The organism is Tunturiibacter gelidiferens (assembly GCF_014201335.1).
GTDB classification, from domain to species: Bacteria; Acidobacteriota; Terriglobia; order Terriglobales; family Acidobacteriaceae; genus Edaphobacter; species Edaphobacter lichenicola_E.
Genome location: NZ_JACHEB010000001.1, coordinates 663,972 through 685,347 on the forward strand (window position 1 = coordinate 663,972; position 21,376 = coordinate 685,347).

Annotated in this window: 25 protein-coding genes; 13 read left to right on the plus strand and 12 right to left on the minus strand. The window is 59.3% G+C overall.

Annotation, left to right across the window (positions count from 1 at the left end; genetic code table 11):
• Positions 1–124: 124 nt before the first annotated feature.
• Both HDF14_RS02780 and HDF14_RS02785 read right to left on the minus strand, forming a co-directional pair.
• The gene (locus HDF14_RS02780) at positions 125–811 is read right to left on the minus strand and encodes a zinc ribbon domain-containing protein (RefSeq protein ID WP_183973289.1); all 687 of its coding nucleotides are present in this window, start codon (positions 809–811) and stop codon (positions 125–127) included.
• Positions 812–1,016: 205 nt separating this feature from the next.
• Positions 1,017–1,643, minus strand: a complete 627-nt coding sequence (locus tag HDF14_RS02785) for a hypothetical protein (protein ID WP_183973291.1) — start codon at positions 1,641–1,643, stop codon at positions 1,017–1,019.
• A 300-nt stretch (positions 1,644–1,943) separates the two neighbouring features.
• Between HDF14_RS02785 and HDF14_RS02790 the strand changes: the two genes are divergently transcribed.
• The 3 genes from HDF14_RS02790 to HDF14_RS02800 all read left to right on the plus strand — a co-directional run bounded on the left by HDF14_RS02790 (position 1,944) and on the right by HDF14_RS02800 (position 4,092).
• On the plus strand, positions 1,944–3,074 hold the full coding sequence (locus tag HDF14_RS02790) for an NADH:flavin oxidoreductase/NADH oxidase (RefSeq protein WP_183973293.1): 1,131 nt from the start codon (positions 1,944–1,946) through the stop codon (positions 3,072–3,074).
• A 119-nt stretch (positions 3,075–3,193) separates the two neighbouring features.
• Positions 3,194–3,712, plus strand: a complete 519-nt coding sequence (locus HDF14_RS02795; RefSeq protein ID WP_183973295.1) for a MerR family transcriptional regulator — start codon at positions 3,194–3,196, stop codon at positions 3,710–3,712.
• Positions 3,713–3,714: 2 nt separating this feature from the next.
• Entirely contained in the window at positions 3,715–4,092 is a 378-nt protein-coding gene (locus tag HDF14_RS02800) for a hypothetical protein (RefSeq protein ID WP_183973297.1), read from the plus strand.
• Between the two features lie 124 nt (positions 4,093–4,216).
• Here the strand turns inward: HDF14_RS02800 and HDF14_RS02805 are convergent, their stop codons facing one another.
• On the minus strand, positions 4,217–5,152 hold the full coding sequence (locus HDF14_RS02805) for a YeiH family protein (protein WP_183973299.1): 936 nt from the start codon (positions 5,150–5,152) through the stop codon (positions 4,217–4,219).
• Positions 5,153–5,230: 78 nt separating this feature from the next.
• Positions 5,231–6,154 (minus strand): LysR substrate-binding domain-containing protein, encoded by a 924-nt coding sequence (locus HDF14_RS02810; RefSeq protein ID WP_183973301.1) that lies wholly within the window; start codon positions 6,152–6,154, stop codon positions 5,231–5,233.
• 72 nt (positions 6,155–6,226) lie between these two features.
• Between HDF14_RS02810 and murJ the strand changes: the two genes are divergently transcribed.
• Positions 6,227–7,873, plus strand: a complete 1,647-nt coding sequence (gene murJ, locus HDF14_RS02815; protein WP_313899465.1) for a murein biosynthesis integral membrane protein MurJ — start codon at positions 6,227–6,229, stop codon at positions 7,871–7,873.
• Positions 7,874–7,878: 5 nt separating this feature from the next.
• Here the strand turns inward: murJ and iscX are convergent, their stop codons facing one another.
• On the minus strand, positions 7,879–8,094 hold the full coding sequence (iscX, locus tag HDF14_RS02820; protein ID WP_183973303.1) for a Fe-S cluster assembly protein IscX: 216 nt from the start codon (positions 8,092–8,094) through the stop codon (positions 7,879–7,881).
• 76 nt (positions 8,095–8,170) lie between these two features.
• Here iscX and HDF14_RS02825 point away from each other — a divergent pair, with 76 nt between their 5' ends.
• Positions 8,171–9,238, plus strand: a complete 1,068-nt coding sequence (locus tag HDF14_RS02825; protein WP_183973305.1) for a PGN_0703 family putative restriction endonuclease — start codon at positions 8,171–8,173, stop codon at positions 9,236–9,238.
• 24 nt (positions 9,239–9,262) lie between these two features.
• Here HDF14_RS02825 and HDF14_RS02830 read toward each other — a convergent pair whose 3' ends face one another.
• The gene (locus tag HDF14_RS02830; protein ID WP_183973699.1) at positions 9,263–9,697 is read right to left on the minus strand and encodes a 2Fe-2S iron-sulfur cluster-binding protein; all 435 of its coding nucleotides are present in this window, start codon (positions 9,695–9,697) and stop codon (positions 9,263–9,265) included.
• Positions 9,698–9,700: 3 nt separating this feature from the next.
• A complete protein-coding gene (gene hscA, locus HDF14_RS02835) occupies positions 9,701–11,707 on the minus strand; it encodes a Fe-S protein assembly chaperone HscA (protein WP_260697967.1) in 2,007 nt (668 codons plus the stop codon).
• 107 nt (positions 11,708–11,814) lie between these two features.
• Between hscA and HDF14_RS02840 the strand changes: the two genes are divergently transcribed.
• The 4 genes from HDF14_RS02840 (at position 11,815) to HDF14_RS02855 (ending at position 14,279) form a co-directional block, all read left to right on the plus strand.
• Positions 11,815–12,636 carry a helix-turn-helix domain-containing protein gene (locus HDF14_RS02840; RefSeq protein WP_183973307.1) on the plus strand — a complete coding sequence of 274 codons (822 nt, stop codon included), beginning with the start codon at positions 11,815–11,817 and terminating at the stop codon, positions 12,634–12,636.
• 154 nt (positions 12,637–12,790) lie between these two features.
• Positions 12,791–13,273, plus strand: coding sequence for a VOC family protein (locus HDF14_RS02845; protein ID WP_260697968.1), 483 nt, complete (start codon positions 12,791–12,793; stop codon positions 13,271–13,273).
• 10 nt (positions 13,274–13,283) lie between these two features.
• On the plus strand, positions 13,284–13,700 hold the full coding sequence (locus tag HDF14_RS02850; RefSeq protein WP_183973311.1) for a GNAT family N-acetyltransferase: 417 nt from the start codon (positions 13,284–13,286) through the stop codon (positions 13,698–13,700).
• Positions 13,701–13,781: 81 nt separating this feature from the next.
• Positions 13,782–14,279 carry a DinB family protein gene (locus HDF14_RS02855; RefSeq protein WP_183973313.1) on the plus strand — a complete coding sequence of 166 codons (498 nt, stop codon included), beginning with the start codon at positions 13,782–13,784 and terminating at the stop codon, positions 14,277–14,279.
• Here the strand turns inward: HDF14_RS02855 and HDF14_RS26280 are convergent.
• From HDF14_RS26280 to HDF14_RS02865, 4 genes are all read right to left on the minus strand, one after another.
• On the minus strand, positions 14,276–14,542 hold the full coding sequence (locus tag HDF14_RS26280; protein WP_260697969.1) for a type IV pilus twitching motility protein PilT: 267 nt from the start codon (positions 14,540–14,542) through the stop codon (positions 14,276–14,278). The genes HDF14_RS02855 and HDF14_RS26280 overlap by 4 nt on opposite strands.
• A complete protein-coding gene (locus tag HDF14_RS26285) occupies positions 14,539–14,889 on the minus strand; it encodes an ATPase, T2SS/T4P/T4SS family (RefSeq protein ID WP_313899466.1) in 351 nt (116 codons plus the stop codon). The genes HDF14_RS26280 and HDF14_RS26285 overlap by 4 nt, the downstream gene beginning before the upstream one ends.
• A 5-nt stretch (positions 14,890–14,894) precedes the next feature.
• The gene (locus HDF14_RS26290) at positions 14,895–15,407 is read right to left on the minus strand and encodes a hypothetical protein (RefSeq protein ID WP_260697970.1); all 513 of its coding nucleotides are present in this window, start codon (positions 15,405–15,407) and stop codon (positions 14,895–14,897) included.
• A 162-nt stretch (positions 15,408–15,569) separates the two neighbouring features.
• A complete protein-coding gene (locus tag HDF14_RS02865; RefSeq protein ID WP_221304519.1) occupies positions 15,570–16,880 on the minus strand; it encodes an FAD-dependent monooxygenase in 1,311 nt (436 codons plus the stop codon).
• A gap of 44 nt (positions 16,881–16,924) precedes the next feature.
• Here HDF14_RS02865 and HDF14_RS02870 point away from each other — a divergent pair, with 44 nt between their 5' ends.
• The 4 genes from HDF14_RS02870 to HDF14_RS02885 all read left to right on the plus strand — a co-directional run bounded on the left by HDF14_RS02870 (position 16,925) and on the right by HDF14_RS02885 (position 20,855).
• Complete coding sequence (locus HDF14_RS02870; protein ID WP_183973317.1) at positions 16,925–17,590, plus strand: TetR/AcrR family transcriptional regulator; 666 nt, start codon at positions 16,925–16,927, stop codon at positions 17,588–17,590.
• Between the two features lie 191 nt (positions 17,591–17,781).
• Positions 17,782–18,717: an MBL fold metallo-hydrolase gene (locus tag HDF14_RS02875; protein ID WP_183973319.1), complete on the plus strand. Its 936-nt coding sequence runs from the start codon at positions 17,782–17,784 to the stop codon at positions 18,715–18,717.
• 137 nt (positions 18,718–18,854) lie between these two features.
• Positions 18,855–19,238 carry a copper resistance CopC family protein gene (locus HDF14_RS02880; protein WP_183973321.1) on the plus strand — a complete coding sequence of 128 codons (384 nt, stop codon included), beginning with the start codon at positions 18,855–18,857 and terminating at the stop codon, positions 19,236–19,238.
• A gap of 12 nt (positions 19,239–19,250) precedes the next feature.
• Entirely contained in the window at positions 19,251–20,855 is a 1,605-nt protein-coding gene (locus HDF14_RS02885) for a copper resistance D family protein (protein ID WP_183973323.1), read from the plus strand.
• 103 nt (positions 20,856–20,958) lie between these two features.
• On the opposite strand, the gene HDF14_RS02890 is transcribed toward HDF14_RS02885, so the two are convergent.
• Entirely contained in the window at positions 20,959–21,360 is a 402-nt protein-coding gene (locus tag HDF14_RS02890; RefSeq protein WP_183973325.1) for a VOC family protein, read from the minus strand.
• Positions 21,361–21,376 lie beyond the last annotated feature (16 nt).

Genomic DNA, 21,376 nt, shown 5'->3' on the forward strand with positions numbered 1-21,376 from the left:
GCCATCGTGAACGCTTCGCTTCAACGCGCAGGACCTCAGGGGATTCAGTCCAGGGAACTACCTCGGAAACGCGGCCCACCTTATCCTCTCAAATCTGCCTCAACACCAGCTAGGCAAAGCATCCTCACGCCGAAACCTTCCGCCGCATCCGCATAAACCCACCAAGCGCCCCACCCACAGTCGAAAGCACCAGCAGCACCCCCGACACCATCGCGAACCCCGCCAGCATAATCCCCGCCCTCACCTCGGGCGAGTACAGAAACCGCAGCATCTCCGGGGGCTCCGGCGCAGTTGCAGCCGCCTTCTCAATCTGAGCATGCAGCGTCTGCGTCAGCTCCGCATCGAACCCCGCCATGCTGTGCAACCCATACCTCGCCACCAACCCTGCACCCGCCATCGCAACCGCAAGACATGAGACCAGCGCCAACCCCACCACCACGCCGATCCGCGCCCCCACTCCCGCATCCATCCACGCCAGCGGCCGCCGCTTCTGATACAGCGCCAGCGTAATCATCGACCCGCTAATCGTCCAAAGCCAGCTTATCGGCGACACTAGCTGCACCTTCGCCGAAACCACGCTCAGCACCGCCGCCACCCCAGCCACCAGCAACGCACAGCGTATAGCCGTCTTCCACTCCACTTGCTGCGGGCTAGGCGGTGGCGCGGCGCCCGTAGTGCTTCCCTCGGCACCGTTGTTCTGCTCCTCGTAATCCTGCAGATAGATCTGCGGTGAACCGCAATGGGGGCAAAACGGCGATTCGCCCACACTGGCCGAAAGCTCGCCTCCGCAACGATGACAATACTGATGCATATCTTATGAAGCTACCCCAGCCCACAAGGCGCGGCAAGCGAACCCCTCGCGGGAATGTTTCGAAATGACACCATGTAACTCTCTCGTTGCGAACAACGGGAGCGCCAACCGAAGGGGCATATAAGTCACGAAGTGACCGCGCGAACCGGGGTCCCCGCAAACGGGTCTTCGTTTGCGGGCTGGCCTAGCGGAGCGGGCTGTGCCGTCACTGCTTGCTCGAGTCCTCGTCATCGCCAACCGACACATGCCCCGGCAGATCCAGCGCCACTATCCCGATCTTCGTCCCGCCCCCATCCGGATCGATCCCGACAATATGTTGGTGCTGTTTCGATCCAGCCTTCAGCTCCAGCTTGCCCGACAGATCGTTATCCACTTTGACATGGTTCTTCTGATCGTCCGCGCAAGTCAACCCCTCTGACGTTCGCGTCTGCGAACTCACCGGCTTGTCATTCTGACACTGAATCACATCGCCATACCGCCCCAGCGCCTTGCGATAAAACGCCGTCACCAGATCCGGACTATCCGGCGTCGTATAGCTGGCCGCCTTCACCTTCAGCGTAAAGCTGCCGAAGCTCAAATTGATATCGGCCGCGCCATCGTTCTTATCCTTCTTCTTCACCATCACCGCTCCCGGATACACCGGCAGCCCGATCCCATCAACACCCGCCGCGTCGTTCGTCTTCACCGACATCCCGCCAAACGGCGTAGCGATCTTCACATTATTGGCATCGCCATGTTTATCGTTCTCAATGCGGCAGCCGCTCATCAGCATCGTCGACGCCGCGATCGCCGCTACCAACATCGCTGCCGCTGTACCCTGGTTCACCTGCATCTCACTCCTCCATCGGTCAGGAAACAATACGCCTTCTTGCACCTCATGGTTCCGTTCTTCAAACTCCCAAAAAAAATGTCTAATTGATGGCGTGTTTTTTCGTCTTCAAAACCACGCGGCTTTCGCACCACGTTCACCACGCATTCCACCACATCTTCACCACAAAAAAACCACAAAAATCTCCGCCTTTTCCCAGAACCCCTCCCAAAAACCTTCAAAAGACCCACACTGAGAAATTTAATCCGCCATTTGAAGGATTCTCCAATCAATCCAGCGAGCCTTCAGCTACATCTAAGAGCCGTGACCGAGCCGACCAACCACCTCTTCGCCCCCCTCAAGCTCCGCAGCCTTACTCTGCCCAACCGCATCGCCGTCTCTCCCATGTGCGAATACTCCTCCGTCGACGGCTTTGCCAACGAATGGCATCTTGTCCACCTCGGAAGCCGCGCCATTGGCGGCGCCGGCCTCATCATCACAGAGGCAGCAGCGGTAAACCCCGAAGGCCGCATCACCCCCGGCGATCTCGGCATCTGGAAAGACGAGCATATCCCCGAGCTCAAGCGCATCACCACCTTCCTGCACCAGCACGGCACCTACGCCGGCACCCAGTTAGCCCACGCCGGTCGCAAAGCCAGCATGTCCGTCCCATGGGAGCCTACCCGTACAATGCCCGCCTCCGAAGGCGGCTGGCAGCCCGTCGCCCCCTCCGCCATCCGTTTCGACGAGCCCTACCCACTCCCCACCGCTCTCGATCGCGCCGGTATGGACAAGGTCGTCGGCGACTTCGTCGCAGCAGCCCATCGTGCCCTCGCCGCCGGCTTCGACCTCGTCGAGATCCACTCCGCCCACGGCTATCTCCTGCACCAATTCCTTTCTCCGCTCTCCAATCACCGCACCGACGAATACGGCGGCACCTTCGAAAACCGCACCCGTTTCCCTCTCGAAGTCGTCAAAGCCGTCCGGGCCGCCTGGCCCAAACACCTGCCGCTTTTCGTCCGCATCTCAGCCACCGACTGGGCTCCCGAGTCCCTCGGCGCAAGCTGGGATCTCCCCCAATCCGTCGCCTTCTCCAAACTCCTCAAGCAGGCAGATGTCGATCTCGTAGACGTCTCCACGGGCGGCAACCACCCCGCCCAGCAGATCCCCATCGGCTCCGGCTACCAGGTCCACCACGCCGACACCATCCACCGCGAAGCCCAGATCCCCACCGCTGCAGTTGGAATGATCACCGAACCAGCCCAGGCCGACCAGATCGTTCGCACCGGCCAGGCCGACCTCATCCTGCTCGCCCGCGAGCTCCTCCGCAACCCCTATTGGCCCCTTCACGCCGCCGCGGTCCTCCACCAGTCCACCACCTGGCCCGTCCAGTACCTCCGCAGCGCCCGCGGCAAAACCGAGCCACGCCAGTCCGTCTCCACCCCGGGTGCCTGAAAATTCAACAGCCCCAACCAGGGAAAATTACAAACCGTGCCATCGCGAGTGGCCTATACTGGCAGCAGCCGGACCATAGGCCACCCCCGCCGGCAAGGCGGTCTTCGGAGCTTCCTGGCATGGCGCAGCACCAGCCAATCCGCAAAACCACCCCAACCTCCGGGTCCGACATCCCGGATAAGCTCTACTTCCGCATCGGCGAAGTCGCCAAGCTCTGCGACGTCCCGGCCTACGTTCTCCGCTTCTGGGAGAGCGAGTTCCCCCAGCTAAAGCCGCACAAAGGCGGCACCGGCCAGCGTCTCTACCGCCGCCGCGACGTCGAAATGGCCCTTCGCATCAAGAGCCTCCTCTACAACGAGGGCTACACCATCCCCGGCGCTCGCCAGGTCTTCAAAAGTGAGCTCAAACATCGAGAGCCGCAACTGGCCCTGACCATCGAAGGCCCCGGCCCCAGCATCGATTCGCGCCAGCTCCAGAAACTGCACAAGGATCTCCGCGACCTTCACTCCCTGCTCTCCAAGTCACCATCTCGCCCAACCGTCCACTCCATCCGCGCCCCGCGCACCCCCAGCATCTCGCGTCGAACTCCGCAAAAGCTCTTCGATCTCCCACTTCTTCCCGAAGACAATAAAAGTTGACGATGAAATTCAGCACCGATAACAGCGACAGCTCCCGCCGTAGACGTCGTTCTTCCCACGAACGCGAACCATTCTTCGGAGTCGATCCTCAAAACGGCGCCCCCATCCGATGCCAGTTCTGCACCGGTCAAAGCTTCCGTCGGTCCAGCCTTCGCTCGCAAGACATCACCGAAATCCTCCTCATGCGTTACCCCGTCCGTTGCCTTCGCTGCAGCCAGCGGCAACTTGTCAGCTTCACCGTAGCCGGTCTCTCCATCTCCTCCAGCATCAAGATCAATAAAAGACGCCACCGGAACACCCTGCCCGACCACTGGAAAGATCCTTTCAAAGGCGGCGGCAGCGACCAACCCCAAGCCACATCGAACCAGCAGGACCGCTAAACTCCCTGGTCAATTCGCACATCAGACCACTAGCAGCGACTTGGCAGAAAAACTGAAGCCCCTCTCAATTTTTTGAGAGAGGCTTCAACTTGGTCGTCGCACTCAGGCCGCAAACCGCTAACCCTCAGAGCGAAATCCATCCCACATGAATCGCCCACAACGACAGGCTCGCCACCACAATCCAAAGTGCGATCCCCTGCACCATCGGCCTCACGCCCACTTCCTTCAGCGTCTCTCGCGTAATGCCGGTCCCAATCAGAAACAGCACAACGGTCAGCGCCGCGCGTCCCAGCCGATTGAGCGCACTGAACAGCGGCACCGCCTGCGGGATATATCGCGGGAGATAACTCGCCGCCACCGCCGCAAAGCAGAAGTACAAGATGAACCACGGCCAAGCCACCTTCGCCTTACTCTTCTTCAACATCGCCGTAGCAATCGCCAGCGGCACAATCCACAACGCCCGAGCCAACTTCACCGTCGTCCCCACTGCCAACGCCGTCGGCCCATACTTGGCGCCTGCGCCCACCACAGAACTCGTGTCATGAATCGCCAGCGCCGCCCACAACCCAAACTGCGTCTGCGAAAAATTCATCAGGTGTCCAATCAACGGAAACAGCAGCAGCGCCACAGAGTTCAGCACAAACACTGTCCCCAGCGAGACCGCCATCTCCTCTTCATTCGCATTCAGCACTGGTCCCATCGCCGCAATCGCGCTCCCTCCGCAGATCGCCGTCCCAAAGCTTATCAACAACGACTGCGTCTTGCCCACCTGCAGCAGCTTACCCAGCGCAACTCCCAAACTCAGTGCAAACGTAATGCTGATCGCCGTATACACAAACCCCGACGCACCCGCATGCACTACCTCCTTCAGATTCATCCCGAATCCCAGGCAAACCACCGCGGCCTGCAACAAAAACTTCGAAAGACACCGGCTCTCCCCGTGAAACGTATGAACCGTACTCAAACCAAACGCGAGCCCCGCAGCCAACGCAAGCGGAGGCCCGATCAACCCACTCGCTGAAACAATGATCCCGATATAAAAGAGATTCTTCTTCCACATGCTTAAAGCATGCGCGTCCCCATAACCACCGTCGAGACGTACTTTCCAATCGCCGATAAGTATTACTTATCGAGCCGATCAGCTAATTGCACTCTTCGCCGCCATTGCAAACCGCTGAAACGCAGCCGCCGCCCCTGTCATCTCCGCTCCCGCTAGCCGGACAAAGCTGAAGTCCCGCCGAATCTCCAGCCCCTTCACCGTAATCACCTTCACCGTCCCCAGCCGCAAGACCTTCCCCACTGCCCATCGCGAAACAAACCCCACCCCCAGCTCCGCCTCCACGCCTGAGATAATCGCCTCCGTCGAATCCAGTTCCATCGCCACCTGCAGCGACCGCAGCGGCAACCCCACCTTCTTCAACGCCCGCTCCACCACGCGCCGCGACCCCGAACCGCGCTCCCGCAACAACAGCGGCACCTTCGCCAGCTCTTTCTGTTCAATCTCCCCACCCTTCCGCGCGGCCCACGCATGGTTCGGGCTAACAATCAGCACCATCTCATCCTGCACCATCGGTTCGGTCTTCACCTCCCGCCGCATCGCCGGCCCTTCAATAATCCCCAGCGCCACCTTCTTCTCCGTCACCGCCTCCACAATGTGCTCCGTGTTCCCACTCACCAGTGAAAGCTTCACCTGCGGATACTGCTTCAAAAACGCCCCCAGAATCCTCGGCAACAGATACTGTGCCACCGTCGTGGAAGCCCCCAACCGCAACGGACCAACCGTCTCATCATTCAGAGCCGCCAGCGCCCGCCGCGCCTCCACCATCGTCTCCGCCGCGCGATCCGCATACCCCAGCAACACCCGTCCCGCCTCAGTCAACGAGATCTGGCTCCCATGTCCTCCCCCCCGAGCCCGATCGAACAACTGCACGCCAACCTCCTCCTCGAGCGCATGAACATGCTGACTCACCGCCGGCTGGCTCAGATGCAGCACCTCCGCCGCCTTGCGAAAGCTCAACTCCTCCGCCACCGCCCGAAACACCCTCAGCCGAAAGTTCTCCAAACTCTCTCCTTTGCAACGAACCAGCCCCGCCACCCATCAGCATAAGCCCACCCGATAAAATCAAATCACCCCGTGTCCAACAACGAAGATCCCAATCCGGCCGTCAACCCTCTCGAATCCGCAACCCTCGAGCCCCTCATCGCAGCCCCCGGCATCGAATCCAAATCTAGCCGCAGCCTCTTCGCCATTCTTCGCCCATCCTCCCAGTCAGCCTTCTCCGCCACGCTGCTCCTGATGGTGTCCACGTTCCTCTCCGGCGTTCTGGGCCTGGTCCGCACCTACTACATCAACCGCATCTTCGGCGCGAGCCCCGAGACCGATGCCTACAACGCCGCCTTCCAGCTCCCCGACATGCTCGCCTACTTCCTTGTCGGCGGCGTCGTCTCCATCTCCCTCGTCACCATCCTTAGCCGCTACCGCGCACAGAACGACGAAGCCGGCGCAGACCGAGCCCTCTCCATCATCCTCACCGCAATGGCTACAGTGCTCCTGATCGGCATCGTCCTCGCCGAAATCTTCGCCCCCTACTACACCCACATCGCCTTCCGCGGCTTCGACCCCCATCGCGCCGCCCTCTGCACTACCCTCACCCGCCTTCTGCTCCCCGCACAGTTTTTCTTCTTCTTTGGCGGAGTCATAGGCTCCCGCCTGCTCGTCCGAAAGATCTTCCTCTACCAGGCCATCAGCCCGCTCATCTACAACTCTGGCATCATCCTCGGCGCAATCTTTCTTCATCGCCGCGTCGGCATCTACTCCCTCGCCATCGGTGTACTCGTCGGAGTCATCCTCGGCCCCGCCGCCCTCAATCTCTTCGGCGCAGTACGCGACGGTCTCCGTTACACCCCCATCCTCAATCTCCGCCACCCCGCATTTCTCGAGTGGCTCCGCCTCACCTTCCCCCTAATGATCGGCGTCTCCCTCGTCACAGCCGACAAGTGGATCCTCAGCTACTTCGCCTCTAACGACGTAGGCGGCATCTCTCTGCTCACCGTAGCCAAAACCCTCTTTACCGCACCCATGGGCATCCTCGGCCAGGCCGCCGGAGCAGCCTCTCTCCCGTTCTTCTCCGCCCTCTACAGCCAGCATCGCCTCGACGATTTCGCCTCTGCCGTCAACCGCTCCGTCTCGCGAGTCATCGCCTCCTCCTTCCTTCTCGGCGCATGGATGATCGCCCTCGCCAACCCGATCGTCAATCTCCTGCGCGGCTCCTTCACCCCCGCAGAAACCCACGCCACCGCGCTCTACTTCACCCTCTTCACCATCTCCATCGCCTTCTGGGCCGCACAGGGAATCTACGCTCGCTCCTTCTACGCCGCCGGCAACACCATCACCCCCGCCACCGCCGGATGGATCGTCACCCTTGTCTCCATCCCCGTCTACGCGGGCCTCTTCCACTCCCTCGGACTCAAAGGCCTCACCATCGCCTCCGACATCGGCATCGTCATCCAGACCCTTACCCTCGCGCTCCTCCTCAACCGACGCAAACTAGTCCGCCTCTCCGGCCTCGAGCTCCGCGAACTATCCGGAGCCCTCCTCGCCGCCGCCATAAGCTTCGCCGGAGCCGCCGCCGTCGTCCACCTCATCCCCATGGGCCACGGCCACATCCGGACCCTGCTCATCATCGCCGCCGCCACACTGGTTTGGGCCGCGCTCTGCTTCGCAACCCTACATATCACCGGTTCAAAACTCCTGCATCAAATCCGCTCCCGCATCGCCTGAACCGACTACTTCGCATCCTCATACTCTTCATTCCACGCCGCCTGAATTGCCTCCAAAATTCCCTCATTCGACTTCGTCGGATCACCCACAAATCCCGTGAGCCCGGTCACATACTTGTGCAGATCCGTAAACCGCACAGAATACGGCTCGATCTCCGGATACTTCTCCTGCAACTGAATCCCAATCTCTTCCGCGTTGGTCCAATCAAACTCAACCGCCATAACGTCCCCCGATAAAATAACTTTGTACAGCCACAACCGCTGCACACAAAGACTACAAGAAACTAGCAACAGTTTTATGACTCACACCCCTCAAACCGCTCTAACCCCCTGGTCGGCATCCCTGCTCCGACGCGACCTGAACGCCCGCGCCCAACACCTCGCCATTACCAGCAATCTCCTGCACGAGCAGACCACCGGCTCCGAGCCCAGCATCATCTTCGGCCGCAATGAACAAGCCGAGCAAGCCCGCCATGGCAACTTCCATCCCGCCAGCTACACCGCCATCTGTGCCAACCCCGCATGGTCTCGCCGCCTCACCAAGGCCCACACCGCACACCGCCGCGTTCGCGCAAGAGCCGACTGGCAATGGATGGAGCTGGACTGTGCCAATAGCTCCGACGCACTCCTAATGAACATCTTCTGCCACCCCGAAGTCTTCTCCAACAACCACCTCAACCCCGCCGTCGCAAATCTTCTAGGCATCCCCTCAGACAGTCAACCAAACTTCGGCATCCACCCCAGTGTTCCCCTAAAAAAATCTCCCATGAACAGCAAAAAGAAAACCATGCGCAACCCGCAGCGAGAACCGACTGCATCCCTATTCAACGATGCCACCGCTCGCACACAGCCGGACAAACCAGAACATCTCAAAGACCGCACCGAGATCGACCTCCAGCTCGGCAACCTCTTCATTGAAGCCAAACTCACCGAATCCAACTTCCAAACCGCCAGCCCACGCCTCGTCGAACGCTACCGCGATCTCGAAACCATCTTCGCCGTCGAACGCTTGCCAAGCAAAAACATCACGTCCGCGCCATCACACCCACCCACCGAAGACTTCTCCGACCTAGAAGAGCCACGCACCACACCAGTCGCAACAACGGCGCGATCACGCCCCGTCATCCAGGGCTATCAGCTCATCCGCAACGTTCTCGCCGCCTACGACTCCGACGCATCTTTCTGCGTCCTCTGCGACGGCCGCCGTCAAGACCTCATCGAGATCTGGTATTCGATCCTCACCGCGGTCCATTACCCCAGCTTCGCCTGGCGCCTCAAGCTCCTCACATGGCAGGAGCTAACCACCACACTTCCAAAGGATCTGCAAAACTTCCTCGAAGCAAAGTACGGAATTCTTCCCGCCTGAAGATCCACCCTAGAGAGGATCTTTTTACGCCCCCGGCCCGTGCGAAGGCTTGCCTTCCTGCACGTAGTTCCGATTCCACTTTGGAATCTCCACCACATACGTTCCCGGCTTCTCAATAACCGCCTGGCATCCCAGCCGCGAGTTCAACTGAATATCCGCCGCCGTCTCCATCCGGTCCAACTCCAAATCCTCCGCCTCGCTGAGCCCGTGCGCGCCTTCCTTCACATGGATATGGCACGTCGTGCACGCACACACTCCACCACACGCATGATCGAGAAAAATCTCGTAGTTCTCCGCCACATCCAAGAACGACATCGGCAATCCATGCCCTTCATACGGCAGCGTATCGAACGGAAATTCCACCGTCCTGCCCTCAGGCAAAAACGTCACGCGAACCATCCCCTCACCCGCAGGCTTCGACAAATCCACTGCATCGTCAATCTTTTTCGTCTCACTCATCATTCAATCTTCCGTCGACTCTCCGGCCGTAGCCTCATCGTAAATGGATTCTTCAATCCTCTTCGTCTCAGCATCCGCATCGGCATGCGAGCTACTCACCTGCGCCTTTGCAAACGGATGCGGCGCCGTAGGTCCCTCTCCTATGCTCTCACCTGCGGCTTCCATCGTCTTGCCCTGCATAGCGCCCGACACCGCGTTATCCATCATCAACTCCGCAAATCGCCGCGTCGCTGCATCCAGCCGCTCGATCCCCGTGCGAATGACCTTGTACTCGCCACCCTGCACCGCCGCCTCAAGAAAAGAAGTAGCCTGTCCTATCTTTTCAATCTCTTCACTCGTCAACATCTGCCACGCAGCATGGCTCTTTCCCTTCTTCACTGCGGTCAGAATCGTCTCTGCCTCGTTCTTCGCTTCAATCGTCTGCCGCTCCTGAATATCGCTCTCCGCGTTATCGAACGAATCCAGAATCATCGTCTCCACCTGCTCATCGGTGAGCCCATACGTCGGCTTCACCTCCACCTCAGCCTCTTTTCCACTCCTCTGCTCGCGCGCACTCACATGCAAAATTCCATTCGCATCGATCAGAAACTTAACCTCAATCCGAGGCAGCCCAGCAACCATCGGCGGAATCCCCTTCAGGTCAAACCGCGCCAGCGACCGGCAATCCTTCGCCATCTCACGTTCTCCCTGCACCACGTGGATCGCAACATTCGTCTGTCCATCCACACCTGTCGTAAAGTGCTCCGTCGCACTCGCCGGAATCGTCGAATTTCGCTGAATAATCTTCGCCACCACACCACCCAGCGCCTCAATCCCCAGCGAAAGCGGAGTCACATCCAGCAACAACAAATCCTCCGTCGCAGCCGACCCACCCGCGAGAATCTGCGCCTGCACCGCCGCACCAAGCGCCACCACCTCATCCGGATTCAACTCCGTATGCGGTTTCTTTCCACGAGCTTTCATCTCGAACAGATCATCCACCAACGCCCGCACCGCAGGAATCCGCGTCGACCCACCCACCAACACCACCTCATCGATCTGTGCCGCAGACAAACCCGCATCCTTCAGCGCCTGCTTACAAGGCGCCGCAGTCCGCGCAATCACTGCCGCAATCAGTCCCTCAAACTGCTCTCGCGAAATCCGCCGCAAATACCTCTTCCCACTCGGCAGCTCCACATTCAGCGTCGCGTTATCCGCGCTCGAAAGCAGAATCTTCGCTTCGATCACCGCCTTGCGAACCGCCTGCACCGCCTCGCCGTTCCCACGAACATCCTCACCCAAATCACCGGCAATATCGTCGAGCGCAATCGCAATCATCAGGTTGTCGATATCATCCCCACCCAAGTGCGTATCCCCGCCCGTAGCGACAACCTCAAAGATCCCCTCATGCAGCTTCAGAATCGAAACATCGAATGTCCCGCCTCCAAAGTCATACACCGCAATCAAGCCATCTTTGTTCTTATCCAACCCATAAGCCAGCGCCGCCGCCGTAGGCTCGTTCACCAGCCGCAGCACCTCGAGGCCCGCAATCCGCCCCGCATCCTTCGTAGCCTGCCGCTGAGCATCGTTGAAGTATGCGGGAACCGTAATCACCGCCTTCGTCACCGGCCCGCCAAAAAATCTCTCCGCATTCTTCTTCAACTGCAGCAGCACATACGCCGAGATCTCCGGCGGCGTCAGCATCAACCCACCCACGCTCACCTTCAGCACCTCACCCGGCTTCAACCCCTCCGCCAGCTTGAACGGAAACAGCTTCAGCTCCCCTTGCACGTCCTCGATGTCCCGCCCCATCAGCCTCTTAGCCGAATAAACCGCGCTTGCCGAATCCGCCAACAGCGTCCCGCGCGCCGCATTCCCCACCACCACGCCGTTATCAGTCCACGCCACCACCGACGGCAACAGCCGCTCACCATCCTCACCGGGAATCACCACCGGCGTACCACCCTCCATAAACGCCACCAGCGAATTTGTCGTACCCAAATCAATCCCTACAACCCGCTCATCCGCCATCGCTTCAAACCCTCTATTAGTCCATCTTCTATTGTCCTACAATCGCACCACGAACACAGCCACCCACGCCCATCTCCTTCAGATGTGCCCCAACCCGAGGCCGATGCATGCTCTATCTTGAGCACCACCCCCATCCCGCCCTCGCACCCTTCGTCAAAGCCCTGTGGTACGTTCGTGACCCCCACGCCAGCCACCGTCACGAACGCGTCCTCCCCACGGGCCGCGCCCAAATCGTCCTCTCTCTCGCCCGCGATTACCTCACCGACGCCAACAATCCGAGCAACCCGCTCTCGCATACCCCCGCCGGCATCTTCCTCGGCATCTACTCCCGCTATCAGCAGATCGACGCCATCGACTTCACCGAACTCATCGGCATCGTTTTCCATCCCGGCGGCACTGTGCCCTTCTTTCCAGACAACGCCAGCATCTTCGCCAACTGCGAAACAGCCCTCGACGACCTCTGGGGCCGCGCCTCCCTCAATCTCCGCAACGACCTCCGCGAAGCCCCCACTCCAAAACAAAAATTCTCCCTCCTGGAATTCGCACTCCTCACGCGCCTTGCCCTCAGCAAACACCAGCACCGCGACCCTATCCTCGATTATGCCCTCACCCATCTCCACGCCTCACCCGGCACCACCACCATCGCCGAACTCACCCGCACCACCGGCCTCAGTCCCCGCCGCCTCTCCGAGCGTTTCAACGAGAAAGTAGGCATCTCCCCTAAGCTCTACTGCCGCATCCAGCGCTTCCAGCAAGCCCTTCAACTCATGCACCACGGTGCCGACGTTCCCTGGGCCGAGCTTGCCCTCACCTGCGGCTACTACGACCAATCCCACTTCGCCAACGACTTCCGCGCCTTCTCCGGGCTAAGCGCCTCCGATTACTCCACCACCAACCGCATCTGGGCAAACCACATCCCCCTCGACTAGAGTGAACGGGAGCGGCACCCGAAGGGGTATACAAGTCACGAAGTGACCGCACTCCGCGCAGGAGGCCCGTCCGGCAGGACACCCTTCATCACCGCCGGTTTTTCCAAGACCTCACTGCTATCCCAGTGACATCCTTCCAACCATGGACACTCAAATGAACACCACTTACTCGACCATCATCCCCAGCCTCCGCTACCGCGACGCCCTCGCCGCCATCGACTGGCTCGTCACCGCATTCGGCTTCAAAAAGCAAGCCGTCTACGTCGCCTCCGACAACACGACCGTCCAGCACGCCCAACTCACGTTCGAGCATGGAATGATCATGATCGGCTCTGTCGACAACGGCGGCGAAGCCAGCAAGTTCATGGTGCAGCCCGACGAAGTGGGCTTCCGCGAAACCCAGGGCGCTTACCTCGTAGTCCCCAGTGCCGACGCCGTCTACGCCACCGCAAAGTCCGCAGGAGCCAAGATGATCCTCGACATCCGCGACATGGACTACGGTGGCCGCGGCTTCACCTGCCGCGACCTCGAAGGACACATCTGGAGCATCGGCACCTACGATCCCTGGGCACCCGAACCGTCGCAGCAAGAATCCGACTCAACCAAAGAGTCCGTCGCCGAAAGCGCAGGCCGATAGATAATCGGGAATGACCGACGAAGACTACGAATTAGTCGAAGCCACACCGTCCTCAGACGACTACCGACGCCTCCGCGTCGCAGCTGGATTAAGCCCAAAGAGCGCAGAGGCTGCAGCAGCCGGACTACCCAACACGATCTTCGCCGTCGTCATCCGTAAAGACGGCGAAGCCATCGGCATGGGCCGCATCATCGGCGATCGCGGCCTCTTCTTCCAGATCGTCGACATAGCCGTCGATCCGACACATCAGAAGCGCGGCCTCGGCAAGCGAATCGTCGGCGCGCTCGTCGATCACATGCACAAAACCGCGCTACCCGGCGCCTACATCAGCCTCATCGCCGACGGCGAAGCCCACCACCTCTATTCGCTCTTTGGATTCAAGCCCACCGCCCCACGCTCCATCGGAATGTACCTGCATTTCAAATAACGTCCTACCCATCATTGAGTATTGCTAAGGCTTCCAGCGAGCTCTAGCCTTCCCCCCTACCCCTCGTGATACCGTCTCCAGATGGAATTAAACCCATACGCCAAATACCTCGACAATCAGGACCCACTCCCCGTCCTCACCAGCACCTCTGGGCGCCTCCATGCTCTCACCGCCGGTCTCACCGACGCGCAGCTGAACGCCCCACCCGCCCCCGGCAAATGGAGCATCACGAACATCATCACCCACCTCGCCGACACCGAAACCGTCTTTGGCTTCCGCCTCCGCCAAACCCTCGCCACCCCAACCAACCAGCCCCACCACATCATCCAGCCCTTCGATCAGGAGGCTTGGGCCGACCGCTACGCCGTCTACCCCATCGAGCCTGCACTCGCGCTCTTCGAGGCCATGCGCAACTGGAACCTTCTCTTTCTCGCCACGATCTCCGGCGACGAACGCCATCGATCCGCCACCCATCCCGAACGCGGCACCATGACCCTCTGGACCATCGTCGAAACCATGGCCGGCCACGACATCAACCACCTCCAACAACTCGAACGCCTCACCGCCAAACCCGGCTAACTCAAGTGCCTCCGCAGATCCTCCACGTGATAGCAGTGAGCGAACGCCGTATCACGCGAGATCCTGCCGGCCCTCACAAGTTCCGCCAACGACTGCTCCATCGTCAACATTCCGTCTGCGCGTCCAGTCTCGATGTTCGCGCGCAATTGATGATCGTCTCCCCGCCGAATCAAATTCCGTGTAGCGCCGTTCGCCACCAGAATCTCAACAGCCGGGTACCGTCCAGCGCCATCTGCAGCCGCCAGTAGTTGTTGCGAAATCACAGCAAGCAGCGCCAGCGAAAGCTGCTGTCGAATCTGCGACTGATACCCCGAAGGAAACGTGTCCAGAATGCGCGAGACTGTCTGCGCCGCATCGTTAGTATGTAACGACGACAAAACCAGGTGACAGTCTCTGCCGCAGTCAACGCCGCCGCCATCGTGTCGCTGTCCCGCATCTCTCCGATCATGATCACATCCGGGTCCTGCCGCAGCACCGACCGCACCGCATGCGCGAAGTCATGCGTATCTCGCCCCAGTTCGATCTGCTCCACCAACGAGCTACGATTCAGGTGCTGATACTCGATCGGGTCTTCGATCGTAATAATGTGGTCGCGCCGCAGAGTATTCACCCGATCTACCAGCGCCGCCAACGTCGAAGTCTTTCCGCACCCGTCGGCCCCGTTAGCAGCACCAGCCCTTGCCTTCGCTCCGTCAACATCGCCAGCCCGGCCGGCAGATGCAACGACTCCAGCGATGGCACCTGCTCTGGCAGCACACGAATCGCCGCTGCCAGCGTGCCACGTTGATAATGAAAGTTTGCTCGAAATCTCCCAATCGAAGGCCGCACAAAACAGAAATCCAGCGACTTATGTTCTTGCAGCTCAGCCAGTCGCCCCGCAGAAAGCAACGCCTGCAGCATTCCCCGAACCTCGTCGGACGAGAGCGCTGCTCCCCCATCCGGCGTCAACGCCCCATTCACCCGCAGGGTCACTGGCGAACCGGCAACCAGAAGAATATCGGACGCATGCCGCTGAAACGCTAAGCTGAGAATCTGATCAAGCGATCTCTTCTCGCCCGGCCTCGAATTGTTCGCCGAACGATTAAGCTGGTCGACCAGCCTCGACAGCTCGCTCTCTGTCTCACCCATGCAGCAATACTCCCATAAGACTCTCTCTCGAGCGCGAAGCCAATCCAACATCATTTCAACGAAGGCCTATCGCAATTCCACGTGAAGATCAGACGCACATCCTCCACAAACGTCGCTATCTGCTCTAATGCATCCGCTGCAGTTCTCAAGCTAAGCCACACTTTACCGACCCACGTGGTTGAAAGTACGAACGGAACGAGTACTCACTCCCGCATAATCACTCGACGACGACGCGCCGATGGACGCAATATAGCCATCCGGGCGAATCAAAATCCGACCCTCAGGCGTTTTCAACACCGTCGCATGCATGCCCCTCATCGGCGCAAAGAGCCGGCTCCCATCCTCAAGCCGCACATCCGGCATCCGATCGCCAGCCTGCAAACCTCCAACCGACCCGCCCAACGAAAGCGCACTCGATCGATAGTGCAGTGCAAGCTGATTCGTCGCATCGCCACGCTTGATTGATCGCGTCTGTAGCAGGCGTTTGCTTAAACCCAGAACCGACGCCGCTATCGGCAGACGTTCCGCCTCGTAACTATCGAGCAGCGAAGCCGGCCCCCCACGCACAACATGCGCAAGCTTCCACCCAAGGTTATACGCATCCTGAACCCCGGTATTGAGCCCTTGCCCACCCGCCGGCGGATGCACATGAGCCGCATCCCCCGCCAAGAACACACGCCCAACCCGATAGCGATCGACCATACGCACCGACGGCTGGTAGATCGACCTCCACGCCACGCGCTCCACGCGACGTCCAGTAACCCTCCGCACCACACCCTCGATATCGTCTTCCAAAACCTCTGCCTTCCCCGTCAGCTGAAACAGCGTCGTCTTCGGCAATGGACACAGCCCGATCACCCCGCCTTTAGCAAAAGGCCAAAGATGCCAATCCGACCGATCCGGTCCCTCAATTTCAACATCCGCCACCAGCGTCGGCTTTTCATTGAGACCCTCCCCCTCCAAACGAAGCCCCAATGCCTTCCGCACCGCACTGCGTCCGCCATCGCATCCCACCAGATACTGGGCCCGCACAACCTCCCCATCGCCCAGCGTGACCTCGACGCCCTGCTCATTCTGCGTAAACGACGCGAACGCTTTACCAAACTCAACCTCACCTCCAAGCTCACACAGCCGCTTACGCAAAATGGCCTCAGTACGCGCCTGCGGCACCATCCAGAGATTCGGATACGGCACGCTCTCCGTCGCCTGTTTCGCTGAACCCAGCGAACCCATCCGAAGCGACAAGCTTCCAAAATGAGTCCGAAACTTCGGATAGGTCGCACCCGCCGCAAGCATCGCATCGATGACGCCAAGATCCTCAAAGATCTCCAGCGTGCGCGGTTGTATCCCCTTACCCCGCGATCCCTCGAAGGGCAACGCAGCAGACTCAATCAAACGGAACGAGACGCCCCGTCGCGCGAGATCGACCGCAAGGGTCAACCCAGTAGGCCCAGCTCCAGCGATGATGATCATTGTTTCGTACATTGTACGAAACAACATAATGGTACAGTGTACGAATGTCAAGGCAAAACACAAACCTCAGCCGCGAAACCATCGCCGCCGCAGCCCTCGAGATCGCTGACAAGGAAGGTTTCGACGCCGTCTCCATGCGCCGCATCGCCCAAGAGCTTAACGTCGGCACCATGAGCCTCTACTACTACGTCAAAACCAAAGACGACCTCGTCGCCGTCATGGACGACGCACTCCTCAGCGAGGCTCTCCTGCCAAGAGTGCCGAAAGGCTGGCAGCAAGCAATGATGGAGATCGCCAGACACACTCACGCGCTCTTCCTCCGCCACCCCTGGGCCCTGGTCTCAATGCTCTCCGCGCCCCCCGGCCTCAATGCCATGCGCCACATGGAGCAATGTCTCGAAGCACTCGCCGAAACTCACATGACCAACAGCGAAAAACTCGCCCTCCTCGCCACCGTTGACGACTTCGTCTTCGGCCACGCACTCCGCGAGACCGCCAACGATACAGCCATCGACACCGAGTTCGCCGCCACCCAGCTAGCCACCGGCGCCTTTCCCCGAATCGCGAAGGTATTCGCCAAAGGCCGCATTGAAACCCGCAAAGATCGCTTCGAACAAGGCCTCCAGGCGTTGCTCAACGGATTGCCATACGCTGCGACCATCACTGAAGGTTCCGGCAAAAAATCTAAGAAGAAAAAGGATCGACATTAAATCCGACAAACCCGCCAGGCAGTGATCTTCAACTAACAGATGCGTCCTTCGGCCCACGCGAAAGCATCTGCTCTAGTAACATGTGCCTGCCACAACCCCAACAGCGCTAGGATCAACAACGGTCTGGATCGACACAACAAGGCGGCAGGGAAATAGAGCGTGGAGAGAAGAAAGGGCGTATGAGGACTAAGATGCACTTGCCAAAACCAACACGAAAAACTCTGCTCTTCCTCGCGGCGCTTTTATCAACGTGCGCATCTTCGCCTGCAACAGCACAATCATGCGGAGCCTCAGGAATCGCCGTGCAGGTCCTCGGCTCAGGCGGTCCAGAGTCGCAGGACAAGCGCGCCTCCACCAACTATCTCGTATGGGATCACGGCAGCGCCCGCGTCGTCCTCGACGCCGGAGGAGGCAGTGCTCTCCGCTTCGGAGAGAGTGGAGCGCAGATGTCCCAGCCCGACGTCTTCCTCTTCAGTCACTTTCACGTCGATCACACCAGCGATTTCCCCGCCCTCATCTTTTCTTCTTGGTTCGAAGATCGCAAGCGTCCTCTCCCGGTCTACGGCCCCACAGGAAACGATTTCATGCCCTCCACCGCAGAGTTCGTGCACGACCTCTTCGCCGATCCTCACGGAGCCTGGCGCTATCTCAGCGAACTCGTAGAGCCGCGCCAGGGAAGCTACCAACTCCAACCGCATAACGTCGCGCCCAGCTCAACCCCGGTTCTCATCTTCCGGAACGCCAACATTTCCCTCTACGCTGTCACCGTCATTCATGGCCAGGTTCCCGCCCTGGCCTGGCGCATTGAGATCGGCGGAAAGCGAATCGTCTTTAGCGGAGATACAAACGGAGAAGGCGAAGGTCTCACCCAACTCGCATCGAACGCAGACCTATTCGTCGCCCACAACGCCGTACCGGAGGGTGCCACCGGAGTAGAACGACGCCTCCACATGCCGCCCTCAGTCATAGGAGCAACAGCTGCCAACGCTCACGTCAAGCAACTGGTACTCTCCCATCGAATGCTGCGGACCTTGGGAAAAGAGGACGAGACCCGAACCGAAATCAAGCGCCGATATTCGGGCCCAATCCAATTCGCCAACGACCTCGACTGTTTTCTTATCAAATGACCGTTTGAGATTTTAGGTACCATTAGAGTTACAGCCGAATCGAATATGAAATGACAGCGCATCCCTTGGCCATGTGGCCACTCTGTGCTTGTCTCTGCACAGGGGTTACGATTTAACTTTCGAGGAGCACGTTGGACATGCGCAATAAAACTTGGATCTTCACCCGTCAATTTGTAGCAATTCTCGTAGTTATCTGCGGTATTGTGCTATTTTCTCCCCGTGCAGCGTTGGCGCACGCGATCTTAGTGAGCTCTCAGCCAGCAATCAACAGCACCGTCTCCGGCCCTGACGTCGCTGTCCTCCTCAAATACAGTTCAAGGGTCGATCTCGAGCATTCCACCCTCACATTACTCGACCCTAACGGCAAAGTGGAGAAGATCACGATCAATAGCGAACCCTCGCCAGGATCTCTATCGGCGAAGTTGACCGGGCTAGTCAAAGGAGCGTACGTGCTACGCTGGCAGATCCTGGCCATGGATGGACATATCACTCGTGGCACAATCCCCTTCCAGGTAAAGTAGAGCCGAGAAAACATGATTTGGTTCCTCAAGGATATCGATCTCCTGACCGTTCTACTACGAGCGGCAACGCTGGCATTCGAGGCGTTGCTCCTGGGAGGCGTCGCATATCTTCTGGTCGTAGCGTTGCCGGCGATGGCAAGCCGGGCCGTCGAAGACTTTTGTCGTCGGGGAATCCAGATGGCCGCGCTCGCACTGGCGGTTGGCGAGGTCGCTCTGGTTACAGCATCTGCCACCCTCCTGATGAGCGGCTCTGATTTGACGCTCAGAGATGTGACCACCACAAGCTTCTTCCGTGCCTACTCTGTTTCAATCCTCTGTGCGATCGGACTCTGGATCTGTGCACGACTGAAGACCAGAACAGCAACGACGGCGATGCTTCCGTTGAGTCTCCTGTTGCTGGTCGCTATGGTCTCGATCAGCCACGCAGCGGCACGCATCGATCACCGCGTTCCGCTGGCGATTCTCACCGCCGCACATCACCTCGGCACAGCCGCATGGCTCGGCGCAATGCCCTATCTCTGGATCTCCTTAGGCCGTACCGAAAACGTGGATGAGGCGCGGCGAATGAGCCAGCGCTACTCCCGCATGGCGTTGGTGGGCGCGGCCACGCTCGTCTCGGCCGGAGTGGCAATGGCTGTGTTCTACATCGGATCGTGGAACGCCGTATACACGACCACGTATGGCGTCATGGTCGTTGCCAAGATCTACTTGGTGTTGGCGATCGCCGCGCTAGGCGCAGGAAATTGGTTTCTGGTGCGGCGCCTAGCCAGCAATCCCAAGCCCCTGTTGTCTCGTCTGCGTCGTGTCGCTGAGGCGGAGATTTGCCTGGGATTCGCCGCAGTATTGACAGCGGCTTCGCTCACCGCCCAGGCCCCTGCGATCGATGTTACCGCTCAGGATAGGCTGACCTCTCAAGAGATCTACGCGCGCATGCATCCAGTGCCTCCACGCATGACCAGTCCTCCCTTGGCTGCGTTGGCTCCTCCTATTTCACTCGAAGCCGCGGTCAAGGCCAACGAGTTCGCGCCTGTCATCCACAGCGACGCGAATGACAATGCTTGGTCCGAGTACAACCATCATTGGGCAGGGCTGATCGTGCTTGTCGCAGGTCTGCTGGCGCTGCTCAGCCGTCACCCTAGTATGCGCTGGGCTCGCTTCTGGCCGGTGACCTTCGCTGGTCTAGCCGTATTCATTCTGCTGCGCGCCGACCCGGAGAACTGGCCCCTCGGGCCACGTCCCTTCTGGCAAAGTTTCACCGCACCCGAAATCGTGCAACATCGTTTCGGGGCACTCTTAATCGTGGTCTTCGCGGTCTTCGAGTGCGCAGTGCAGGCAGGCAAGTTGAAGGCACGATGGGCCAGTTACATCTTTCCTGCGATGTGTGCTCTCGGCGCCGCTACGTTGCTTACACACGAGCACGCCGCCAAGGTAAAAGAAGCGCTACTCGCAGAGATGAGCCATACCCCTATCGCGCTCCTTGGCGTTTCGGCAGGCTGTACCCGATGGCTCGAGCTCCGTCTCCCCCGAAGCCGCATGACCATGATCGCCGGCTACCTCTGGCCGCTGTGCCTGGCGCTGGTCGGCTTGATCCTCCTCAACTATCGCGAATCGGCATAACAAAAGAAACTCCGATTCTAAGCTTTCCGAGGCCGTCCGATTCTTAGCAGCCGCGGTCCATCACTTGTCGAAATAGACCAGCTTAGTTGCCACACGGACCACATCACTTTCCCTCCGGATGCTCCGAAACACTCAGAGTGTTCCCATCGGGGTCTTTGAACCACGCTACTTTCGCTCCGGTGGGTGAAGTCCACACTCCAAAGTCATCCTGCTTTAAGAACTCATAGTGTTCAAACTGGACCCCAGCCGCCTTTAAGTTTTGAACGACTGACTCTATGTCGGTAACTTGCCAACCTAACACCGTGCCCGATGCCGGAGGCAGTTCCTTGCCCATACCTAGGCGAAGCATGATGCCATTTGCATCGAAGACGAGAGCAAATGGCGGCTCTTCGCTTATCAGGCGCAGCCCAAGCGTATCGCCATAGAAGCTCTTCGCTCGATCCACGTCGACGATGGTTACAAATCCAATGATGCTGTACCCGCTGAGTCCGAATGGTTTAGTCATGCAGCCATAATGAGCG

Coding starts and splice junctions, on each gene's coding strand:
- HDF14_RS02780 (WP_183973289.1), bottom strand. CDS start 811: ATGCATCAGTATTGTCATCGTTGCGGAGGCGAGCTTTCGGCCAGTGTG.
- HDF14_RS02785 (WP_183973291.1), bottom strand. CDS start 1,643: ATGCAGGTGAACCAGGGTACAGCGGCAGCGATGTTGGTAGCGGCGATC.
- HDF14_RS02795 (WP_183973295.1), top strand. CDS start 3,194: ATGGCGCAGCACCAGCCAATCCGCAAAACCACCCCAACCTCCGGGTCC.
- HDF14_RS02800 (WP_183973297.1), top strand. CDS start 3,715: ATGAAATTCAGCACCGATAACAGCGACAGCTCCCGCCGTAGACGTCGT.
- HDF14_RS02805 (WP_183973299.1), bottom strand. CDS start 5,152: ATGTGGAAGAAGAATCTCTTTTATATCGGGATCATTGTTTCAGCGAGT.
- iscX (WP_183973303.1), bottom strand. CDS start 8,094: ATGGCGGTTGAGTTTGATTGGACCAACGCGGAAGAGATTGGGATTCAG.
- HDF14_RS02825 (WP_183973305.1), top strand. CDS start 8,171: ATGACTCACACCCCTCAAACCGCTCTAACCCCCTGGTCGGCATCCCTG.
- HDF14_RS02830 (WP_183973699.1), bottom strand. CDS start 9,697: ATGAGTGAGACGAAAAAGATTGACGATGCAGTGGATTTGTCGAAGCCT.
- hscA (WP_260697967.1), bottom strand. CDS start 11,707: ATGGCGGATGAGCGGGTTGTAGGGATTGATTTGGGTACGACAAATTCG.
- HDF14_RS02840 (WP_183973307.1), top strand. CDS start 11,815: ATGCTCTATCTTGAGCACCACCCCCATCCCGCCCTCGCACCCTTCGTC.
- HDF14_RS02845 (WP_260697968.1), top strand. CDS start 12,791: ATGAACACCACTTACTCGACCATCATCCCCAGCCTCCGCTACCGCGAC.
- HDF14_RS02850 (WP_183973311.1), top strand. CDS start 13,284: ATGACCGACGAAGACTACGAATTAGTCGAAGCCACACCGTCCTCAGAC.
- HDF14_RS02855 (WP_183973313.1), top strand. CDS start 13,782: ATGGAATTAAACCCATACGCCAAATACCTCGACAATCAGGACCCACTC.
- HDF14_RS26290 (WP_260697970.1), bottom strand. CDS start 15,407: ATGGGTGAGACAGAGAGCGAGCTGTCGAGGCTGGTCGACCAGCTTAAT.
- HDF14_RS02865 (WP_221304519.1), bottom strand. CDS start 16,880: ATGATCATCATCGCTGGAGCTGGGCCTACTGGGTTGACCCTTGCGGTC.
- HDF14_RS02870 (WP_183973317.1), top strand. CDS start 16,925: ATGTCAAGGCAAAACACAAACCTCAGCCGCGAAACCATCGCCGCCGCA.
- HDF14_RS02875 (WP_183973319.1), top strand. CDS start 17,782: ATGCACTTGCCAAAACCAACACGAAAAACTCTGCTCTTCCTCGCGGCG.
- HDF14_RS02880 (WP_183973321.1), top strand. CDS start 18,855: ATGCGCAATAAAACTTGGATCTTCACCCGTCAATTTGTAGCAATTCTC.
- HDF14_RS02885 (WP_183973323.1), top strand. CDS start 19,251: ATGATTTGGTTCCTCAAGGATATCGATCTCCTGACCGTTCTACTACGA.
- HDF14_RS02890 (WP_183973325.1), bottom strand. CDS start 21,360: ATGACTAAACCATTCGGACTCAGCGGGTACAGCATCATTGGATTTGTA.